Here is a 17,184-nt window from a genome sequence, read left to right on the forward strand (position 1 = left end):
GATACAGCCGGGCCTTTTTTTGTGCCCGCACCAAGGATGTTAACTAGTATTTAAAGGTTTTTATTTAAATAACAGAGTCGGTTCAGAGTATTGTTCTTATTAAGGAAATATTAAGACATGGCCGACTATGTAAATGACGCAGGCGTCGTCTACTCGCTCACTCCCAATAAAATTTTGGGAGTGCTTGCGTCCTATGCCGTTAAGATTACAGACCCTGATGGAGCGGTAACTAATCTGGGGAATGTCAACGCCGGCCATGTTCTCACGCAGAATGGCGGCACGCTTTCCATCGCTTCCATTCTGGGGATTGGTGGGGGCCCGTTTGTTATTCCGCCGGGGATCACCGGAACAGTCACTACGCTTATTTCCGCGCTGAGTGGTGCGACAATTTATGTGGGCGGCACGGCGACCATTAATACAGGTGTCTCCGCTCTCAGCGGGATGACTGTGAATGTGGATGGCGGTAAGGCTACGCTGGGTAGTAATGTCGTCGTCGGAGCACTGTCTGGGTCCACGATCAACATGACCAATGGCGGCACGTTCAGTAACGGTAGTGGGCTGATCGGGCTTTTGAACGGCTCTACCATCAATTTTGGTAAGGGCGGCGGCAAGTTTATCGCCAATGCTGGTGGAACGCTGCTGGATCTTTCCTCCACAACCATCACGGGCTTTGATGCTGCCAGAGATTTTATCTCCTTTGAAAATCTTTCAGCTACGCCAGCCACTTATTCCATTGCAAACTCCCTCGGCTCTCAGTCCCTCACAGTTTACGACGCAAGCGGAGATGCCATTGCGTCTGTGAACGTTTCCGGGCAGCATTTTACGGCCGGTAACTATTCTGCCACCGGTGTTGGCCCGCTGACCGTGTCCAGCGATGGTGCCTCCCTGAGCATTGAAGCTGTGGGGTCAGTCTGCTTCCTGCCCGGCACTCTGCTGCGCACCCCTGAGGGCGAAGTTGCGGTTGAAGATGTGCAGATTGGCGATACCGTGCTGACGTTTGAGAACGGCAAGCCTGTTGCGCAGCCGGTTGTGTGGGTTGGCTCCCGTCGGGCAGACGTGCGCCCCGGTTTGCCGCTGGATGAGGCCGGCTGGCCGGTGCGTGTGCGTCAAAATGCTCTGGCAGACGGCGTGCCCAGCAAGGATCTGCTGATCACCCCGGAACATTGCCTGTATCTGGATGGTCAGTTTGTGCCTGCGCGTATGCTGGTGAATGGCGAGACCATTGCGTACGACCAGACAATCCGCGCCTACACGTACTACCATGTGGAAACAGCCCAGCATGCGGTGATTATGGCGGATGGGGCGCTGACGGAAAGCTATCTGGATACAGGTAATCGCCGGGCTTTCCAGCAGGCGGGCACTGTGGTGCGTATTCCCGGTCTGGCACGGTGCTGGGCGGACGATGCTGCGGCCCCGCTGATGACGGCGCGTGACGCTGTGGAGCCGCTGCATCAGCGCCTTGCTCAGCGCGCGGAAACGCTGCGGACGGCAGAAGCTGAGGCCCTTCGCCCTGTGGATGCTGCAACGCTGACGACAGAGCCGGACCTGCATCTGGTGACGGAAAGCGGTGCCATCATCAACAAGGCACGCAGCCATAACGGGCAGAGCATCTTTATCGTGCCGCCGCATGTGCAGGCTGTGCGTCTGGTCTCTCGCGCCAGCCGTCCGGTTGATACGATTGGCCCGTTTGTGGATGACCGGCGCATGCTGGGCGTTCTGGTTGGGCAGATGATGCTGCAGGAAGGCACGGGGAAAGCCCGGGACCTCGAACCCGTAACGGGTACGCTGGCAGCAACTGGCTGGCACGCGGCGGAAGCCGGGCAGGCAGGGCGCTGGACCAATGGCGATGCCGCGTTGTCTCTGGGTGCGCGGAAGCCCGGAGGCTTTGGGATGCTCATGGTTGAGGTGCTGGCCGGTGGGCCGTATCGCCTCGAGCAGGCTGCTGCGCAGGTTCGCGCAGTCTCCTGAAAAGCGTCTTTTCTCAGCGGTCCGGTGCTAATGTGCCGGACTGCTGATGCCTGATGGAGTTGTCATAAGAGGGCGCACGTGTGTGTGCCCTCTTATTGCGTTGTGGCACTGCTGTTTGATAGCCTGTCTTTGTCTTGGGAAGGCAGGCGGTGCAGGGCGCAGAGTCATGCTGGTCGTCTCTGTTTTCCTTCCCGTAGAGAGGGCAGAAGGACTAACCATGCGTAACGTGCCACCCGGCAAAAATCCCCTGAAGCTGGGCGCTTATACCATCCTGAAAATGGGCGCTTGTATTGGCGTCCTCTTTTTTGCTGCCCTGCAGCTTCTGTACGGATTGGGAGTGCCGCATCTCTCCCTGATGGCGCAGGAAATGCTGGTGGGTCTGATTGCCACCTCGGTTGTGGGCGGACGCTTCCTGTTGGCGCGGTAAGCCGGTGGGTTCCGCTCAGTCGTCGTTCCGCCGTTGGCCGCGCTGCTTACTGTTTGCGGCCCATGGTGTCGGTTGCCGGGGCGGGTGATGAGGACGAATTGGGGCGCGGATCTGCAGTGCGCAGGAAGCGGACTGCCAGCGCGCCATACAGGGCGTGGCTGCACAGGGCGCGGGAGACACCAAATGCCAGAAAGGCGCTGGCCAGCAGGGCAAGGGTGATCTGCTGGTTGTCACACATTTCCATGACAATGACGGTCGCGGTCAGGGGAGCCTGCGTCACAGCGGCAAAGTAGGCCACAGTGCCCAGCAGCACCACCGCACCGGGGGATGTGTGCGGCAGATACTGCGCCACCCAGCCGCCCATGCCAGCGCCAACGGACAAAGACGGGGCAAACAGGCCGCCCGGAATGCCGGAACAGTAGGACACGATGGTGGCCAGAAATTTCAGCACGAAGAAAGAGGCCGGATAATCCCCGGAGCCCATGATGATATCGCGCGCCTGCACATAGCCGGTGCCGTAGGTCATGCCGCCGGACAGCAGGCCGATAATGGCCAGAACCAGCCCGCAAAGTGCGGAAAATGAAATAGGTCGCCGGGCGATAAACTGGCCCATGCGGCCCGGAATGCCGCGAGAGATACGAATGAGCAGGGCGGAAAAAGACCCGCCACTCAGCCCGCCCAGCACGCCACAAATCAGCACCGCCAGCCAGCTAACACCCACCGGCACCACGGAATTGGTATGGCCGAAGTAGGTGTAGTTCCCCACCATGGCGATGGCCGTGACACCGGCAATCACCACACAGGTGAGCATGGTGCCGCTGGTGCGTTGCTCGTAGGAATGCGCCAGTTCTTCAATGCCGAACACAATACCCGCCAGCGGGGTGTTAAACGCGGCGGCCACCCCGGCAGCACCGCCTGCTTTAATCAGCGCGCGCTGTTTGATGGGGTCATGCACCCCGATAAAGCGCCCGACGGTGTGCATGATGGACGCACCAACCTGCACGGTGGGGCCTTCTCGCCCGATAGACCCGCCGGAGAGCAGCCCGAGGCAGGTCAGGAAAATTTTGGCCAGCGCGATTCTCAGCGCCAGAACTCTGTCAACAATGCGGGAATCATTGAGATGCATGCAGGCAATGGCCTGTGGAATGCCGCTGCCCTGCGCGCCCCGGAACCATGTGCGCGTCAGCCAGGTGGAGAGCGCCAGGCCGCCGGGGGTGACAATCAGCATGAGCCAGGGGCTGATGGCGATGATCTGGTTGCGCAGCCCCGCCGCCTTGTCCGCCAGAAAGGCGAAGGTGACGGCCACCACGCCCACCATGATCGCACCGGACCAGTAGATCAGCTTGCGCCGCCAGTTAACCGTGCCGGCCTTCGCCTGGTCCCGTAAATGGCGAAGCTGAGCGGACGTGACGGGCACGCTGGCAGACATGGATAATCCTGATTGGCTGAGAAGACGTAAGGCCTTCTAACACGTCTTTACAACGAGGAAAGTGTTGTCTGGTTTTATACGCGCTCTGTATTAATAAAATGCATGTCAGCCCCGAGTAATATGCGCAAAGCGGGACGCTGAACGCCCATGCGGCGGCCAAAACCTATCGTAAAACTGAAAACGCGTTACACAGATTTTCCCGGCGCGGCGGACTCGGTTGCCGGGCGGGGCCAGAACACAATGCCTTCATGCTTGGCCATGTTGTCCGGCTCCACATGGATGTGCACCAGTGTGTCACCCATTTTGGTGCGCAGGCCGGCTTCAATCCGGTCACAGATTTCGTGCGCTTCCTCCACCGTCATGCTGCCGGGCACGACCAGATGGAATTCCAGAAAAGTAATCGCGCCGACAATGCGGGTGCGGATGTCATGCGCCTCAATCGCGCCACGTCCGTTGGTGGCGATAATATCGCGGATATCATCCAGTGTTTCCGGGGCCGGGGCCTCGTCCATCAGGCCCGCGATGGACTCCCGCATCATCTCCCAGCCTACGCGCAAGACGTTGAGGGCAATCAGCCCGGCCAGCACGGCATCCAGCCAGATCCAGCCCGTCAGCGGAATAAGCAGCAAGCCGACGACAAGCCCCACCCCGGTCCAGACATCGGACAGCACATGCTGCCCACCAGCCTGCAGGGCCGGGGAGCGGCGGCTGCGCCCGACCTGTACAAGTGTCAGCCCCCACACCAGATTGACTGCTGTGGCTGCTGCGTTGAGCAGAATACCCACGTAAGGCGCGCTGGTGGGGTGGGGGTGCAGGAAGCCTTCCACGGCCTCGCGCCCGATGACAAAAGCCGTCACCAGCACCAGCGTGCCTTCCGCCACGGCGGAGAGATATTCCGCCTTGTAATGCCCGTAGGTGTGGTTGTGGTCTGCCGGGCGTTCTGCAACGCTCAGCGCCCACAGCCCACCTAAGGCTGAGACAACATTGATGATGGTCTCCACCGCATCGGAATACAGCGCCACGCTGCCACTGGTGGCGTAGGCGGCATATTTCAGCCCCAGTGCAACCAGACTGACAGCCAGACTCCACAGAGCAATGCTCTTGTTACTTTCGGGGAGGGGAAGTCGCATGGGGTAAGATCAGACCGTGTGCGGGTCGGTCAGGTGGCAGGCGGGGTGATAGTCCGCACTTTCAATCTGCACTGTGGGGTGCACAATGCCAAAACGGGTGCGCAGGGCTTCCACCGTGTTTTGCAGCAACACCGTTTCCGTCTGCCCGGCAGGCTGGGTGGTGGCGCGGACCAGATGCACCGTAAGGGCGGTTTCCGTCGTGCTCATGGGCCAGATGTGCAGGTCATGCAGGCCCTCAACGCCGGGCTGGGTGCGCAGAAAGGTCTCCACACTGTCCCGGTCCACGGAGCGGGGCACGCCATCGAGCGCCATATCCAGTGAATCCCGCAGCAGGGACCATGTGGCCAGCACAACGATAATGGAAATGGCAATACTGATGGCAGGGTCGATCCATGTCAGGCCGGTGAGCAGCACCAGACCGCCCGCAATCACCACGGCCAGCGAGGTCACGGCATCAGACACCATATGCAGGAAGGCCCCGCGAATATTGATGTCGTTCTTCTGGCCGGAGGCAAAGAGCAGGGCAGTGCCGCCATTCACCAGAATGCCGATACCCGCCACAATCATCATGGTCTTGCCGGCTACCGGGGCTGGCTGGAACAGCCGCTCGATGGACTCCCAGACGACGCCGCCCGTCACCAGCATGAGGATGACGGCATTGGCCAGTGCCGCGATAATGGAAGAACGCCGTAACCCGTAGGTAAAGCGCGCGGAGGGGGATTTAGCGGAGAGATGTTGCGCCAGCCATGCCGCTGCCAGTGCCAGCACGTCAGACAGGTTGTGCCCCGCATCCGCCAGCAGGGAGAGCGAGTTGGACAGGATGCCCCACAGGGCTTCCGCGCCCAGATAGACCGTGTTTAGCACAATCCCGATGGCAAACGCCTTCCCGAACGAGGCCGGGGTATGAACATGCGCGTGCCCGAACCCGTGGTGATGATGGTCGTGCCCGTCATGACTGTGGTCATGGGAGTGGTCGTCATGCGCATGGTCTGCGGGGGCGTGATTATCGTGCGTATGGTGGGCTGTGCCGTGATCGGCATGGTCGTGGCCGCAGGAAGAGGGGGCCGCACTCTGTTCCGGGTTTACCGCAGCGCTATCGCCAGCTTCACCGTGCGCGGCATCCTGCGCATGCGTGTGGTCATGCGTCGTGCAGGCGGAATGGTCCGTGTGCGGGTCTGATGAGGCGGACGGCGGCTGAGACATGTCGTGTCCTTGCAGGTTAGCGGAGGCGTGCCCGTTGCGTCAGAACGCTGTCCGGCATAGGGAAGCCCCTTAACTGTCTATCACATGTGATAAAGGTCGCGCCATGCTCAGACTGACCGAACTGCGGCTTCCGCTGGACCATCCCCCCGAAGCGCTGGAAGACGCCATCCGTGCGCGGCTTGCCATTGCGCCGGATGCGCTGGAGCGTTTTACCGTGTTCCGCCGTGGGCATGATGCACGGCGGCGCAGCGCGATCATGCTGGTCTACACGGTGGATTGCGCCGTGAAGGATGAGGCCGCCGTGCTGGCGCGCTACCGGGCCGAACACCCCAAAGACCCGCATGTGAATATCGCACCCGAGATGGCCTGGCGTCCGCCGGTGACGGATGGCGCGGCACTGGCCAGCAAGCCGGGCTATCTGCGCCCCATCGTGATTGGGGCAGGCCCGTGCGGCTTTATGGCCGCTCTCACGCTGGCGCAGATGGGCCTGCGTCCGTTGATTCTGGAACGCGGCAAGGTGGTGCGGGAACGCACGGTGGATACGTTCGCCCTGTGGCGGAAGGGTGTGCTGACGCCGGAGAGCAACGTGCAGTTTGGCGAGGGCGGGGCCGGGACGTTCTCGGACGGCAAGCTCTATAGTCAGGTGCGCGACCCGCGCTTTCTGGGCCGCCGGGTGCTGGAAGAGTTTGTGAAAGCCGGTGCGCCGGAAGAAATCCTGTATCTGGCACACCCGCATATCGGCACGTTCCGGCTGGTGTCCATGGTGGAGCATATCCGCGCGGAAATTGAGGCGGCGGGCGGTGAATATCGCTTTGGCACCCGTGTTGACGGACTGGTGCAGGACGAAGGCACGGGCCGCATTAAAGGCGTGCGCACGGCAGACGGTGAGGTGATTGCCGCGGACCATGTGGTGATGGCCGTGGGCCACAGTGCGCGTGACACCTTTACCATGTTGCAGCAGGCGGGCGTGCAGATGCAGGCCAAGCCGTTTTCCATTGGCGTGCGGATTGAACACCCGCAATCCGTGATTGATACGGCGCAGTTTGGCACCAGCGCGGGCAACCCGCTGCTGGGCGCTGCGGAATACCGGCTGGTGCATCACGCCAGCAACGGGCGCGGGGTGTATTCCTTCTGCATGTGTCCGGGTGGCACCGTGGTCGCTGCGACGTCCGAAGAAGGGCAGGTGGTCACCAACGGCATGAGCCAGTATTCCCGCGCTGAGCGGAATGCCAATTCCGGCATGGTGGTGGATCTGCGCCCCGGTGAGGATTATCCGGATGACCCGCTGGCGGGCATGGCCTTCCAGCGGCACTGGGAACGCAAGGCGTTTGAAGCCGGTGGCCGGTCTTACAAAGCTCCGGCCCAGCGCGTGGGGGATTTTCTGGCGGGTCGCCCGTCCACCACACTCGGCGCGGTGGTGCCATCCTATAAGCCGGGCGTGACGCCTGCGGATCTGTCCACTTGTTTGCCGGACTTTGCCGTCGCCGCCCTACGGGAAGCCCTGCCGTTGTTTGACCGCAAGCTGAAAGGCTTTGCGATGGAAGACGCGGTGATGACAGGTGTTGAAACCCGCACCTCTTCCCCGCTGCGCATCCCGCGTGGGGAGGATGGTCAGTCTCTCAGCACTCCCGGCCTGTATCCGGCGGGTGAGGGGGCTGGTTATGCTGGCGGTATTCTCTCAGCCGGAATTGATGGCATCCGTATCGCGGAAGCGGTGGCGATGGCTATTGCCGGAAAAACTGTAGACGGGCTGGGGCTTTAACGGCAGGTGAGGTTCAGGGGCGCGGCTTTTTAGCGCCCCTAAATCCGCAGTGCAGGGCTGGCCTGCCATATTATTGCCAAATCGTATGTTGCAAATAATTCGCATCTTCATGTAAGCGGCTCCTACTTTGTGGGAGAAAGAACGCCGTGTCTCGTACTGCCTGTCTTTTCGTCGTGTTGGGGGTGACCTGCGCCAGCCAGCCTCTTCTGGCCGCTGAGCCTGAGAAAAAGGATGCGGCAGGAAAGCCGTCTTCCGTTAAAACAGCCTCGCAAAAAGCTGCGGCCCAGTCGGCTGCTCATGCGGCGGCTGTCGAGGCCATTAGTGTGCAGGGGCGGCGGCTTTCCACGTCCGCCTCCTCCGCCACCAAAAGCGATACGCCGCTGATTGAAACGGCTCAGTCCGTCTCCGTCATCACCCGTAATGAGATGAACGTGCGCGGCGTGCTGAGTCTCAATCAGGCGGTGCGTTATACGGCAGGCGTCACGCCGGATCTGCGTGGCGGGATTGGCACGCGGTATGACCAGTTCCTTCTCCGTGGCTTTAGTGTTCCCACGTTCCTTGACGGCCTGAAGATGCAGGACAGCCCGACGGGCTATGCGGTGGGCCAGACCGATACGTTCCGGCTTGACCGCGTTGAAATGCTGAAAGGCCCGGCGTCCGCGCTTTACGGCCAGTCCAGCCCCGGTGGCCTTGCAGCTCTTTCCAGCAAACTGCCGACCGCACAAAGGTCTTATGGGGATGTCACCACGACGGGCGGCATGTTTGACCTGTACCGTGTGGATGCGGATGTGGGGGGATACGCGACCGATAATGGCTCGGTGCGCTACCGCCTGTATGGCACGGTGAATGGCCAGCACACGCAGTTGTCCAAAACAGGCAGCCGGCGTTTTTCAATCAGCCCGTCTTTCAGCTTTGGGGGTGATGGCCCGACCACGCTGACAATTCTGGGCAATTACCAGTATGATCCGGAAAGCGGGACGTATGGCGGTGTGCCGCTGGAAGGCTCCCTCAGACGGGCCTCCTTCGGCTACCTGCCGCGTAACTTCTATGATGGAGACGTGGGGGTTGAGAAATTCAACCGGAAACACGGCTCTTTTACCTATATCTTCTCGCATCGCTTCAATAACGACTGGAGCTTCAATTCCCGCGGGCGTTACGACGATATCAAGGTTGACCAGAGAAGCACCTATGATGCGGGCTATTACAGCAGCCCGGATACGGTGCCGCGTTATGCCTACGGCACCAACGAGCACGTGCACAATCTGGCGTTTGACAGCCAGTTTAAAGGACACGTGAACACCGGCCCCCTGCGGCATACACTGATGTTTGGCTACGATTACATGTGGCAGCAGGCAGGAGAACTCTACAGCGAGGGAAGTGCCCCGGACCTGAACGTGCTGCACCCCAACTACCACATGACATTTCCCGACATGACTGCGGCGGCCCGGTATAAAGCGGACTCCCACCAGATTGGTGCCTACGGGCAGGACGAAATCCACTGGGGTGGACTGGTGCTGAACGGCAGCCTGCGGAATGACTGGTATCGCTCCCATCAGATCGAGCGTTTTAGCGGGTCCGATACGCGGCAGCGCTCCAGCCAGATTACATGGCGTGCGTCTGGCCTGTATCATTTTGACTTCGGGCTTGCGCCTTACATCAGCTATTCGACCTCCTTCCAGCCGCAGTCCGGGCTTGTTTCTGACAATGGCGGCAAGACAATGCGGCAAGCTGATCCCTCAATCGGGAAACAGCTTGAAGGTGGCTTGAAGTATCTGATTCCGGGAACGCCGGTTCTGCTGACTGCCGCAGGTTTCCATATTGAGCAAACCAATGTTCTCGTCTCTGTCGGCAGCCTGCCTTACAGTGTGCAGAGCGGTAAGGTGCATTCTGATGGATTTGAGTTTGAGGCCCATGCGGATGTTTACAAAGGGCTGATGGTCACAGCAGCAGTCAGTGTTCAGAAAGTGCGTGACGATTCCACCGGTAAACCGCTGATCCAGTCCGGAAAAGGCAATGCCTCACTGTTTGCCTTCTACACCATGCCCTCCGGCCCCATGAAAGGCTTCGGGTTTGGCGGCGGTATGCGCTACACTGCCAAAGCCTATGGCGGCGAGGGCGATACTGGCAGCGTGTGGGTGCCGAACTATGCGCTGTTTGATGGCTCCATCCGGTATGATCTGTCCAACCTCTCCCCCGCGCTACATGGGTGGACGGCTTCGGCCAGTGTCCGTAACCTGTTTGACAAGCACTTCGTTTCCAACTGTATGGCGTATGCGTCCTACGGTCAGGCCTTCTGCTATTACGGGGAACGACGCAACGCACAGGGTAGTATAGGCTTTTCCTGGTGAAATCTGCCGCGGTCATCTTTCTTGCATACGTCGTTGCGGCGCTTCTGAGTTTTTTGACCGCGTATTGTCTGCCGTTATCGCCGGTCAATGCTGTGTTGACCGGTATTTTTGTAGCCCTTGTGGGCTGGCCGCTGCTCGCCATGGTCGGCTTTTCTCGCGTGCGTAACGGCTTTCGGGCCGCCATGACGCAAGTGCACGATATGGCGGGCATTTTTACCGGATGGCTGATTTACGTCATCACGCTCTCCGGCACGCTGAGCGTGTTTCGGCCTGAAATCAGCCTCTGGGCACGCCCGGAACTGGGAGCGCGCCCGGTAGACCCGGTCAAGGCGACCGAGGCCGCTATCGGCTGGCTCAGCCGCCATGCCCCGCAATCCTCCGCATGGTACATCACCCCGGCAAGAGACCGCGCGCCGTTCAGCTGGGCGGCATGGGACCAGAACGGCGCATTTCTCCAGCGCGCGCTGGATCCTGTGACCGGCTCCCCCGACACTATTCGGGATACGCTGGGGGGAGACTTTTTCTATCGGTTCCATTTTGAGCTTCAGTTGCCCTACCCGTGGGGGCGTCTGCTTGCCGCGATTGCAGCCCTTGCGCTGGTGTTTGTGCTGCTGACAGGAATTGTTGCGCACAGGCGGATCTTTCTGGATTTCTTCACCTTCAGACCCAAAAAAGGACAGCGCAGCTGGCTGGATGCGCATAATCTGGCCGGGGTTGCAGCGCTCCCCTTCCACCTCACCATTGCGCTGACCGGTGCTGTCACGCTCGGCACGCTTTTGATGCCGTGGGCCGGGCTGGCGCATTACCGGGATGCCTCTGCGTTTGAGGCTGCTCTGGCTCCATCCCTGTCCGCACCGGCACCGACCGGCACTCCAAGCGCACTGGCCCCCATTGGCCCGGTTCTTGCGGAAGCCGCCGAGCGTTTGAAAACGGAGGGGATGAATCAGGTCTATGTTTACAACCCGTCCGACAGTGCTGCGACCATTGTCATTATGGGGGATAATAATGACCGGATTGCCTTTGGCACCCATGTTCTCCGTTTTGATGGAAAAACAGGAAAACTGCTGGCTGACACACATGAGCAGCGCCCGGTTGTGACGGCCTTTGCCGTGCTTTACGGGCTGCATGTCGCGCATTTTGCACCGCTTGCCACCCGCTGGCTCTATTTTGGGTCCGGCATTCTGCTTCTTATTGTGACGGGAAGCGGGCTGAGATTATGGATCAGACGCCGCCTGCGCCGGGGGGATAGCGTCCGCCTTGTCCTGCTTGACCGTATCAATGCCGGGATGCTGGCGGGCACGCCTGTTGCCTTTGCCGCGTTCTTCCTCGCCAACCGCTTGCTACCTGTCACTCTGGCTGACCGGGCTACGCGGGAGGTTCAGGTCGTCTTTGCTGTATGGTTTCTGCTTTTGCTGTTGGCCGTAGCGGTGCCTGCCCGGACCGGTTGGCGGATTTTTGTTAGTCTTGGCGTGGTGGTTTCTGGCTGTATCGTGCTGCTCAGCGCGCCCTGGGCGGATGGTGTGGAGCGCGCTGTCTCTCTCGTGGCACTTTCTCTGGCAGGCTGTTGTGTTCTGGCACTCCGGTCCATGAGGGCACATCAGGATGGGGCCTGACTGGTTTTATACAGCCCTGCAACTCTGCGGGGTTATCCTGATCTCCCTGCGCCCTGTAGCTGCAAAATGGACAGGTGTTCTGCTGTTGTGCGTCAGCTTGTGGCTGGAGATCATGAGCGCAGAGAATGCGGCGTTTGCTGCTGTGTCTTGGGTTTTGGGGCTGGGCTTTGCCGTGATTATGGCGGCTTTGCTGCGGACTGGGAAAAGGATGGTGGAGACACGAGCCGGGATTTTAACGCCTGCTTCCGCTACCGTTCAGCAAACGTCTCCACCAGTTCCGCAAACCGCTTCGGCGCGTCAACATGCACCCAGTGGCCCGCGCCGCTGATGGTTTCCCGCGTGTAATGCGGGAATAGATGGCGTATGGCGGGGGCGTTTTTGGGTTGGGCGTAGGGGGAAATCTTACCTCGGCTGAGGAAATGCGGCGGGCGACTGAGCGTATGCGTCACAGGACATCCGGTGCATCGCGTCGACGCAGTCTGTATCGCCGAGCGCAATCATGAATTCCGAGACAGACAATTTTTCGCCGTTGTAAATTTTAGTCAGAACGGCCTGAGCAACAAGCGGCCTGTACCGTGTTCTGGCTCTTTGCTTGATGTAGAAAAGGCGATCCATCAGCGCGTAATGCACACAGTCCTGAAGTTTATCCGGATCAGGGATAGAGGCGATCAGGTGTGTATTCCAGTGTTCCATATCGGTAATTTCCTGCGGAACAATAACTTCTTCAGGAATCATGAACCATCCGGCTTTTTTCAGGAACGGAAAAGTTCTGCTGGTCACACGGGCGATCAGAACACTTGCCCCCAGTCCGGCCAGAATGGGGAAAAACCAGATAAACATGCTTTCCGGCCGCAGCCAGTGGCCGGATGCAACGGAAAGCAGCGCAATAGCCTGTGCCGGCACTTTCTGGAGCTGATAAAACAGGATGGCTGTGGCGATAATGCCCACGGCACTTGTCCAGCCAAAATGCCGGAAGCAGATGGCCCAGGGGAGGGCTTCATCATCGCGCTGCTGGGTGCCCCAGGAAATACTTTTCCGTTTGACCCAGAACCAGACAAACCGGGAGATGAACGCCATCATCAGTGGGGCAAAAAAGAAGGAGAAAACTGTTTCCGCCAGTGTGGAGAGGACCAGTTTGTTTTTGCCGCCAAACAGATAGGATTTTTCCCGTTTGATATTCAGGCAGATTGCCAGAATACGTGGTGAGAACAGGAAGACGACAGAGGCCGCAAGCATCATGATGGACGGCACTTCAATCTGCGCAATCGTGCCTTCTGCAAGGCGTCCGGTTTGCAGATAAGACACCATGGACGCCGCAGAAATAATCAGAAATGCTGCCCAGAGAGGAGCTGACATGTAGCCCATAAAACCACTCAGGAAGTTTTCCCGATGCAGCGGCTTAAGGCCTTCCAGAAACAGAAAACGGGCATGTTGCAGGTTGCCCTGCATCCAGCGGCGCTCGCGGATCAGGAAGCCAAGAATATTGGCCGGTATTTCCTCATAGCTTCCGCCCATGTCAGGCAGAAACCAGACCTCATACCCAGCGCGGGCCATAAGGGCGGCTTCAATAATATCATGGCTGAGCGGCTTGCCGCCCCATGGGGTTTTGCCGGGCAGGTCAGGCAGGATGCAATGGTCAATAAAGGCCTGCGTGCGGATGAGCGCATTGTGGCCAATATAGCTGGCATGGCCCATGTACATGGCCTGAAGGCTGTAGGAAAAGGCAGATCCGTAAAGCCTGCCAGCAAATTGCTGCATCCGCCCAAAAAAGCTTTCCCGCAGGATAGGCGTGGGGTTTGTTTGCAGAATGCCCAGCCGGTGATTGCCTTCCATCATGCGCAGGAGCTGATGAATGGTGTTCCCCTGCATGAGGCTGTCTGCATCCATGACCAGCATGTATTCGTACGCCTTGCCCCAGCGGCGGCAAAAATCGATGACATTCCCGAGCTTGGCGTGATCGTTGGATGTTCTCCAGCGATAATGGAACAGGATGTCAGGGCAGGCTTCCTGGGCCTGATTCAGGGCGGCGAGTTCAGCAATTCTGTAGCCCGGCTTTCTGCTGTCTGAGAGAAGGAAAAATTCATAATGCTGTGTGTGCTCTGGCGCATACCGGCAAATGGATTGCGCCGTTGCAATCATCCCCGCCACAACGCGTGCCGGGTCTTCATGGTAGACAGGAAACAGAACGGCAACCCGCGCATCTGGCCGGGGTTCTGTTGCACTATGAGCAGGATGCCAGGGGTTTCCTGCCGGCCCGCGTAAAGCGTGCCATGACCCGATTGCAAGTTTTGCAAAAGTCGCAATCATGAAATAGCTCATGATGCTGTATAAAAGCAGATAAGCCGTTTTGAGTAAGGGCGTGATATGCTCAGCCGTCAGCGTGGCATCAGCAAGCAGTGTCAGGGACACGGTCAGAAAAAGGGTGGTAATCAGGGAGACCCGTCTCCGCCGTTCAACAACGGCGGGCCAGAGCGGTTCTTCCCCTACGGGCTGCCCGTCTTCCTGTAATCTGGAAAACCGCCTTTTTAGGGCCGTTTTCCAGGATGTTTCCATAAAGGGCGTGCCAATGGAGGTACGGCGGGGCAGGGGGGTTGTATCCTCCGGGGCATGCGCATCAAGCCATTCGTGCAGCTCATCCCACGAGGTGATGCGCTGCGCGACGTGTGTGGCTTGAGATGCGTCCAGCCCCGCAAGTGTCAGATACGGCGCAAAATCCATGAAGAATATCTTATCTGGCGATTGTCGCAGGAAGAGCCATCTGGAAGATCGTGTTCAGAACACGCGAGATTGGTACGATGGGAGATTCCGCAACGTAGACAATATCCTGATCTCTGACCGGGAAGCGCTGTGCCGCAATCAGCCCGTTGCCATCCTTCCAGGAGAAAATATAGAGCAGAGGCTTCTGATTATCCGGCTGCTGCCGGAAGACAAAAATACGCGTGCTGTTGGCGGCGTTCGGGTTGAGCCCCTGTGCTCCGGCAATGGTTGCAGCCAGACTCTGCGGTTTTGAAAAACCATAGAGCCCATCACGCGAGACACCGCCACCAATAACAGTAACCTGCACGGCCGGTTCACGGCGCATGATGATTTTATCGGCCGGGCGCAACGGAATATCACGGTTCAGAGCATCAGGAACGGGAAGGTCGACCTCCTCTCCCTGACGGATAATGGCAACACTGATTGCGTTTGTGCTGGTATCCAGCGCACTGTTTTCGCTCAGAGTTGTCGTGCCGTTGCCGAGCGTGAGAGTAATGGCGCGGGCAAGCGTAATACCCCCCGGGTTCCAGGAGAGGACTTTCGGCTCCCCTGTGGACCCGGTGACGATAATACCGTTCTGGCTGGCAGAGCTGTTAATTGTCACGTCTGGTGCGTGAACAATCCCTAGCTGTGCATAGCGGTGGGCAATAATATCCCGCGCGGCATTGGGGGTGTGGTGCGCAATGGCAATGCGGCCAGCATAGGGCAGAGTGATTGTGCCTGCCGTATCAATCTGGAAGGTGCCAAGCTTTGTAGCCTGCGGTCCTGGCGTAGTGGGGGCTGTCTGAACAGCGCTGGCACCGTCAGCAAAGCTCCACAGGGCGACATCGACGGTATCGCCGGGTTGCAGCGTGTAGTCTCGCACAGGAGGCGCATTGGCAAGTTTTGCCAGCGCGTCAGTCAGTTTTCTCTGTTCTTCCGCCTGCAACTGCCGTGTCATGCTCAGGGCCAGTTCCGGCGTAACGGGAATGATTTCCACGCCCTTGGTATCTTCCATCTCTCCAGCCAGCGGGCCGGCATTAGGAAGAGAACAGCCCGGCAGGAGGGCGGTGCTTCCAAGGCAAAGAGCAAGCGTGCCTGCAATTTTCAGGCGAGCCCATGATTTTGTCATTGAATATCAGGTCCGTGCGAATGAAATCAGAAAGAAAAGGAGCGGCTTTTAAGCGAGCAGCGCGCGCAGGATCAGACTGATAACGAGAACAAGAAGAATCCATTTCAGGCGCTGAGGACCCGATGGAGCATGAGGCTCAGAAGGATGGCTGACTGTTTTAAGGTAATAGTGGTTTTGTGCGGACTTGATCCGGGCTTCCTGCAGCGCAGTTTCTGCGGCAACCATCAGTTTGCTGTCGGTTTCCCGCTTCAGGTCCAGAGTTTCGTATTCAATGGCAACCGGGAAAATGGCCTGAGAAGCCGTGCGTGCATCCGTGCTTGCATTTTCAATCACATTCATCTGCGTCTTGAGAGAAGACGCTGAAGGATTGCCCGGTGCGTTCCTGACAATGGATTGATACTGGCTGTTCAGTTCAATGTGCTTTGTAGTGAGTTGCACTGCCTGATCTGCCAGAGAGGTGTAGTCTGAAACAGGGCTTAAATAGCCATGCTGAGACCGCCATTGTGAAATGGCGTGTTCATCCTCAGCCAGTTGCTTTTGCAGGCGGTCTGATTCCTGCGTGGCGGAGGAAATGAAATCGTTATCTTCATCTTCATTCAGGTGATTGAGGTGGGTGATGCCATCCTGAATGAGTGTTTTTGAGATTTCATAAGCATCTTTTGAATTCCAGCCTTTGACATTCACCTGAGTGATGCCGGTCTGTTCATCAATGGTGATGCCAACCATGCTTTGGTAGTAATGCCACAGAGCAATATCATCCGTGCGCCAGAAGCTGGAAAGCCCACCAGCCCGCGCGACAAAATCACCGTGCTTATAGGTTTCGGCAATATGGTATTTCTGATCAATGGATTTAAATTCGTCCCATGACAAAAGACGATTTTTAAGGATCCATGCCCCGGATGTGGAGGCACCGGCATTCCCGGCCAAAAGGGATGTCAGGCTGTCAGAATCCTTGTTAGGGTTTGTGACAATGACAATGGCGTCTGACTGGTAAACGGGGGATGCAATAAGCCCCCAGTATGCCAGGGCAATAAAATTGGGAACGGCAACAACTGTCAAAAAAAGCGGAGACCGCAAAAAGCTCCAGCGAGAGGGTGCTGCTACTTTTGGAACCGGAACTGATACTGGAAGAGATGGCGCGGAGACCGGTTGGGCATTAGAAGAAATAGAAGTATTCCCAGTATAGGTATGGTTCATAATTGTTTCTTCAGGTTTAAACGCGAGTTTTTGCATTTCCATAAATTGGTATTTAGGGAAATCGAGGCTTGAATGCCTTATGTATTTATAATCGTCAATATTTTATTAGGTAATAACCAGAATTTAAGTAGAGTTATTCTTGAAGTAACATGTAAGTTAATAATAAATTAGCAAATAAATAAAGTAACAGAGCGGCGAAAGCTGCTTGTTTCCGTCAGTGTTTTTGGAATGCAAACAGG

Annotated in this window: 12 protein-coding genes; 6 read left to right on the top strand and 6 right to left on the bottom strand. The window is 58.0% G+C overall.

Annotation, left to right across the window (positions count from 1 at the left end; all coding sequences use genetic code 11):
• Positions 1–117: 117 nt before the first annotated feature.
• Positions 118–1,968 carry a Hint domain-containing protein gene (locus AD930_RS04005; RefSeq protein ID WP_061505225.1) on the top strand — a complete coding sequence of 617 codons (1,851 nt, stop codon included), beginning with the start codon at positions 118–120 and terminating at the stop codon, positions 1,966–1,968.
• Between the two features lie 217 nt (positions 1,969–2,185).
• A complete protein-coding gene (locus AD930_RS04010; RefSeq protein ID WP_061505226.1) occupies positions 2,186–2,395 on the top strand; it encodes a hypothetical protein in 210 nt (69 codons plus the stop codon).
• A 46-nt stretch (positions 2,396–2,441) separates the two neighbouring features.
• Here AD930_RS04010 and AD930_RS04015 read toward each other — a convergent pair whose 3' ends face one another.
• The 3 genes from AD930_RS04015 to AD930_RS04025 form a co-directional block, all read right to left on the bottom strand.
• Positions 2,442–3,824 (bottom strand): chloride channel protein, encoded by a 1,383-nt coding sequence (locus AD930_RS04015; protein ID WP_061505227.1) that lies wholly within the window; start codon positions 3,822–3,824, stop codon positions 2,442–2,444.
• Positions 3,825–4,009: 185 nt separating this feature from the next.
• Positions 4,010–4,954 (bottom strand): cation diffusion facilitator family transporter, encoded by a 945-nt coding sequence (locus tag AD930_RS04020; RefSeq protein ID WP_061505228.1) that lies wholly within the window; start codon positions 4,952–4,954, stop codon positions 4,010–4,012.
• Positions 4,955–4,963: 9 nt separating this feature from the next.
• Entirely contained in the window at positions 4,964–6,157 is a 1,194-nt protein-coding gene (locus AD930_RS04025) for a cation diffusion facilitator family transporter (protein WP_061505229.1), read from the bottom strand.
• A gap of 103 nt (positions 6,158–6,260) precedes the next feature.
• On the opposite strand from AD930_RS04025, the gene AD930_RS04030 reads away from it, so the two are divergent.
• The 4 genes from AD930_RS04030 (at position 6,261) to AD930_RS18050 (ending at position 12,208) form a co-directional block, all read left to right on the top strand.
• Positions 6,261–7,919, top strand: a complete 1,659-nt coding sequence (locus AD930_RS04030) for an NAD(P)/FAD-dependent oxidoreductase (protein WP_061505230.1) — start codon at positions 6,261–6,263, stop codon at positions 7,917–7,919.
• Between the two features lie 206 nt (positions 7,920–8,125).
• Complete coding sequence (locus AD930_RS04035; RefSeq protein ID WP_373320497.1) at positions 8,126–10,267, top strand: TonB-dependent siderophore receptor; 2,142 nt, start codon at positions 8,126–8,128, stop codon at positions 10,265–10,267.
• Complete coding sequence (locus AD930_RS04040; RefSeq protein ID WP_244150485.1) at positions 10,264–11,880, top strand: PepSY-associated TM helix domain-containing protein; 1,617 nt, start codon at positions 10,264–10,266, stop codon at positions 11,878–11,880. The genes AD930_RS04035 and AD930_RS04040 overlap by 4 nt, the downstream gene beginning before the upstream one ends.
• Positions 11,870–12,208, top strand: coding sequence for a hypothetical protein (locus AD930_RS18050; protein WP_061505232.1), 339 nt, complete (start codon positions 11,870–11,872; stop codon positions 12,206–12,208). Before AD930_RS04040 ends, AD930_RS18050 begins: the two co-directional genes overlap by 11 nt.
• A gap of 74 nt (positions 12,209–12,282) precedes the next feature.
• On the opposite strand, the gene mdoH is transcribed toward AD930_RS18050, so the two are convergent.
• Genes mdoH through AD930_RS04060 form a run of 3 tightly spaced genes read right to left on the bottom strand, consistent with a single transcriptional unit; the run spans position 12,283 to position 16,807 of the window.
• Positions 12,283–14,598: a glucans biosynthesis glucosyltransferase MdoH gene (mdoH, locus tag AD930_RS04050; protein ID WP_061505233.1), complete on the bottom strand. Its 2,316-nt coding sequence runs from the start codon at positions 14,596–14,598 to the stop codon at positions 12,283–12,285.
• A gap of 10 nt (positions 14,599–14,608) precedes the next feature.
• On the bottom strand, positions 14,609–15,748 hold the full coding sequence (locus AD930_RS04055) for a polysaccharide biosynthesis/export family protein (protein ID WP_061505234.1): 1,140 nt from the start codon (positions 15,746–15,748) through the stop codon (positions 14,609–14,611).
• 48 nt (positions 15,749–15,796) lie between these two features.
• Complete coding sequence (locus AD930_RS04060; RefSeq protein ID WP_156476849.1) at positions 15,797–16,807, bottom strand: hypothetical protein; 1,011 nt, start codon at positions 16,805–16,807, stop codon at positions 15,797–15,799.
• Positions 16,808–17,184: the final 377 nt, after the last annotated feature.

Origin of the sequence: Acetobacter malorum (assembly GCF_001580615.1) — a bacterium.
Taxonomy (GTDB): domain Bacteria; phylum Pseudomonadota; class Alphaproteobacteria; order Acetobacterales; family Acetobacteraceae; genus Acetobacter; species Acetobacter malorum.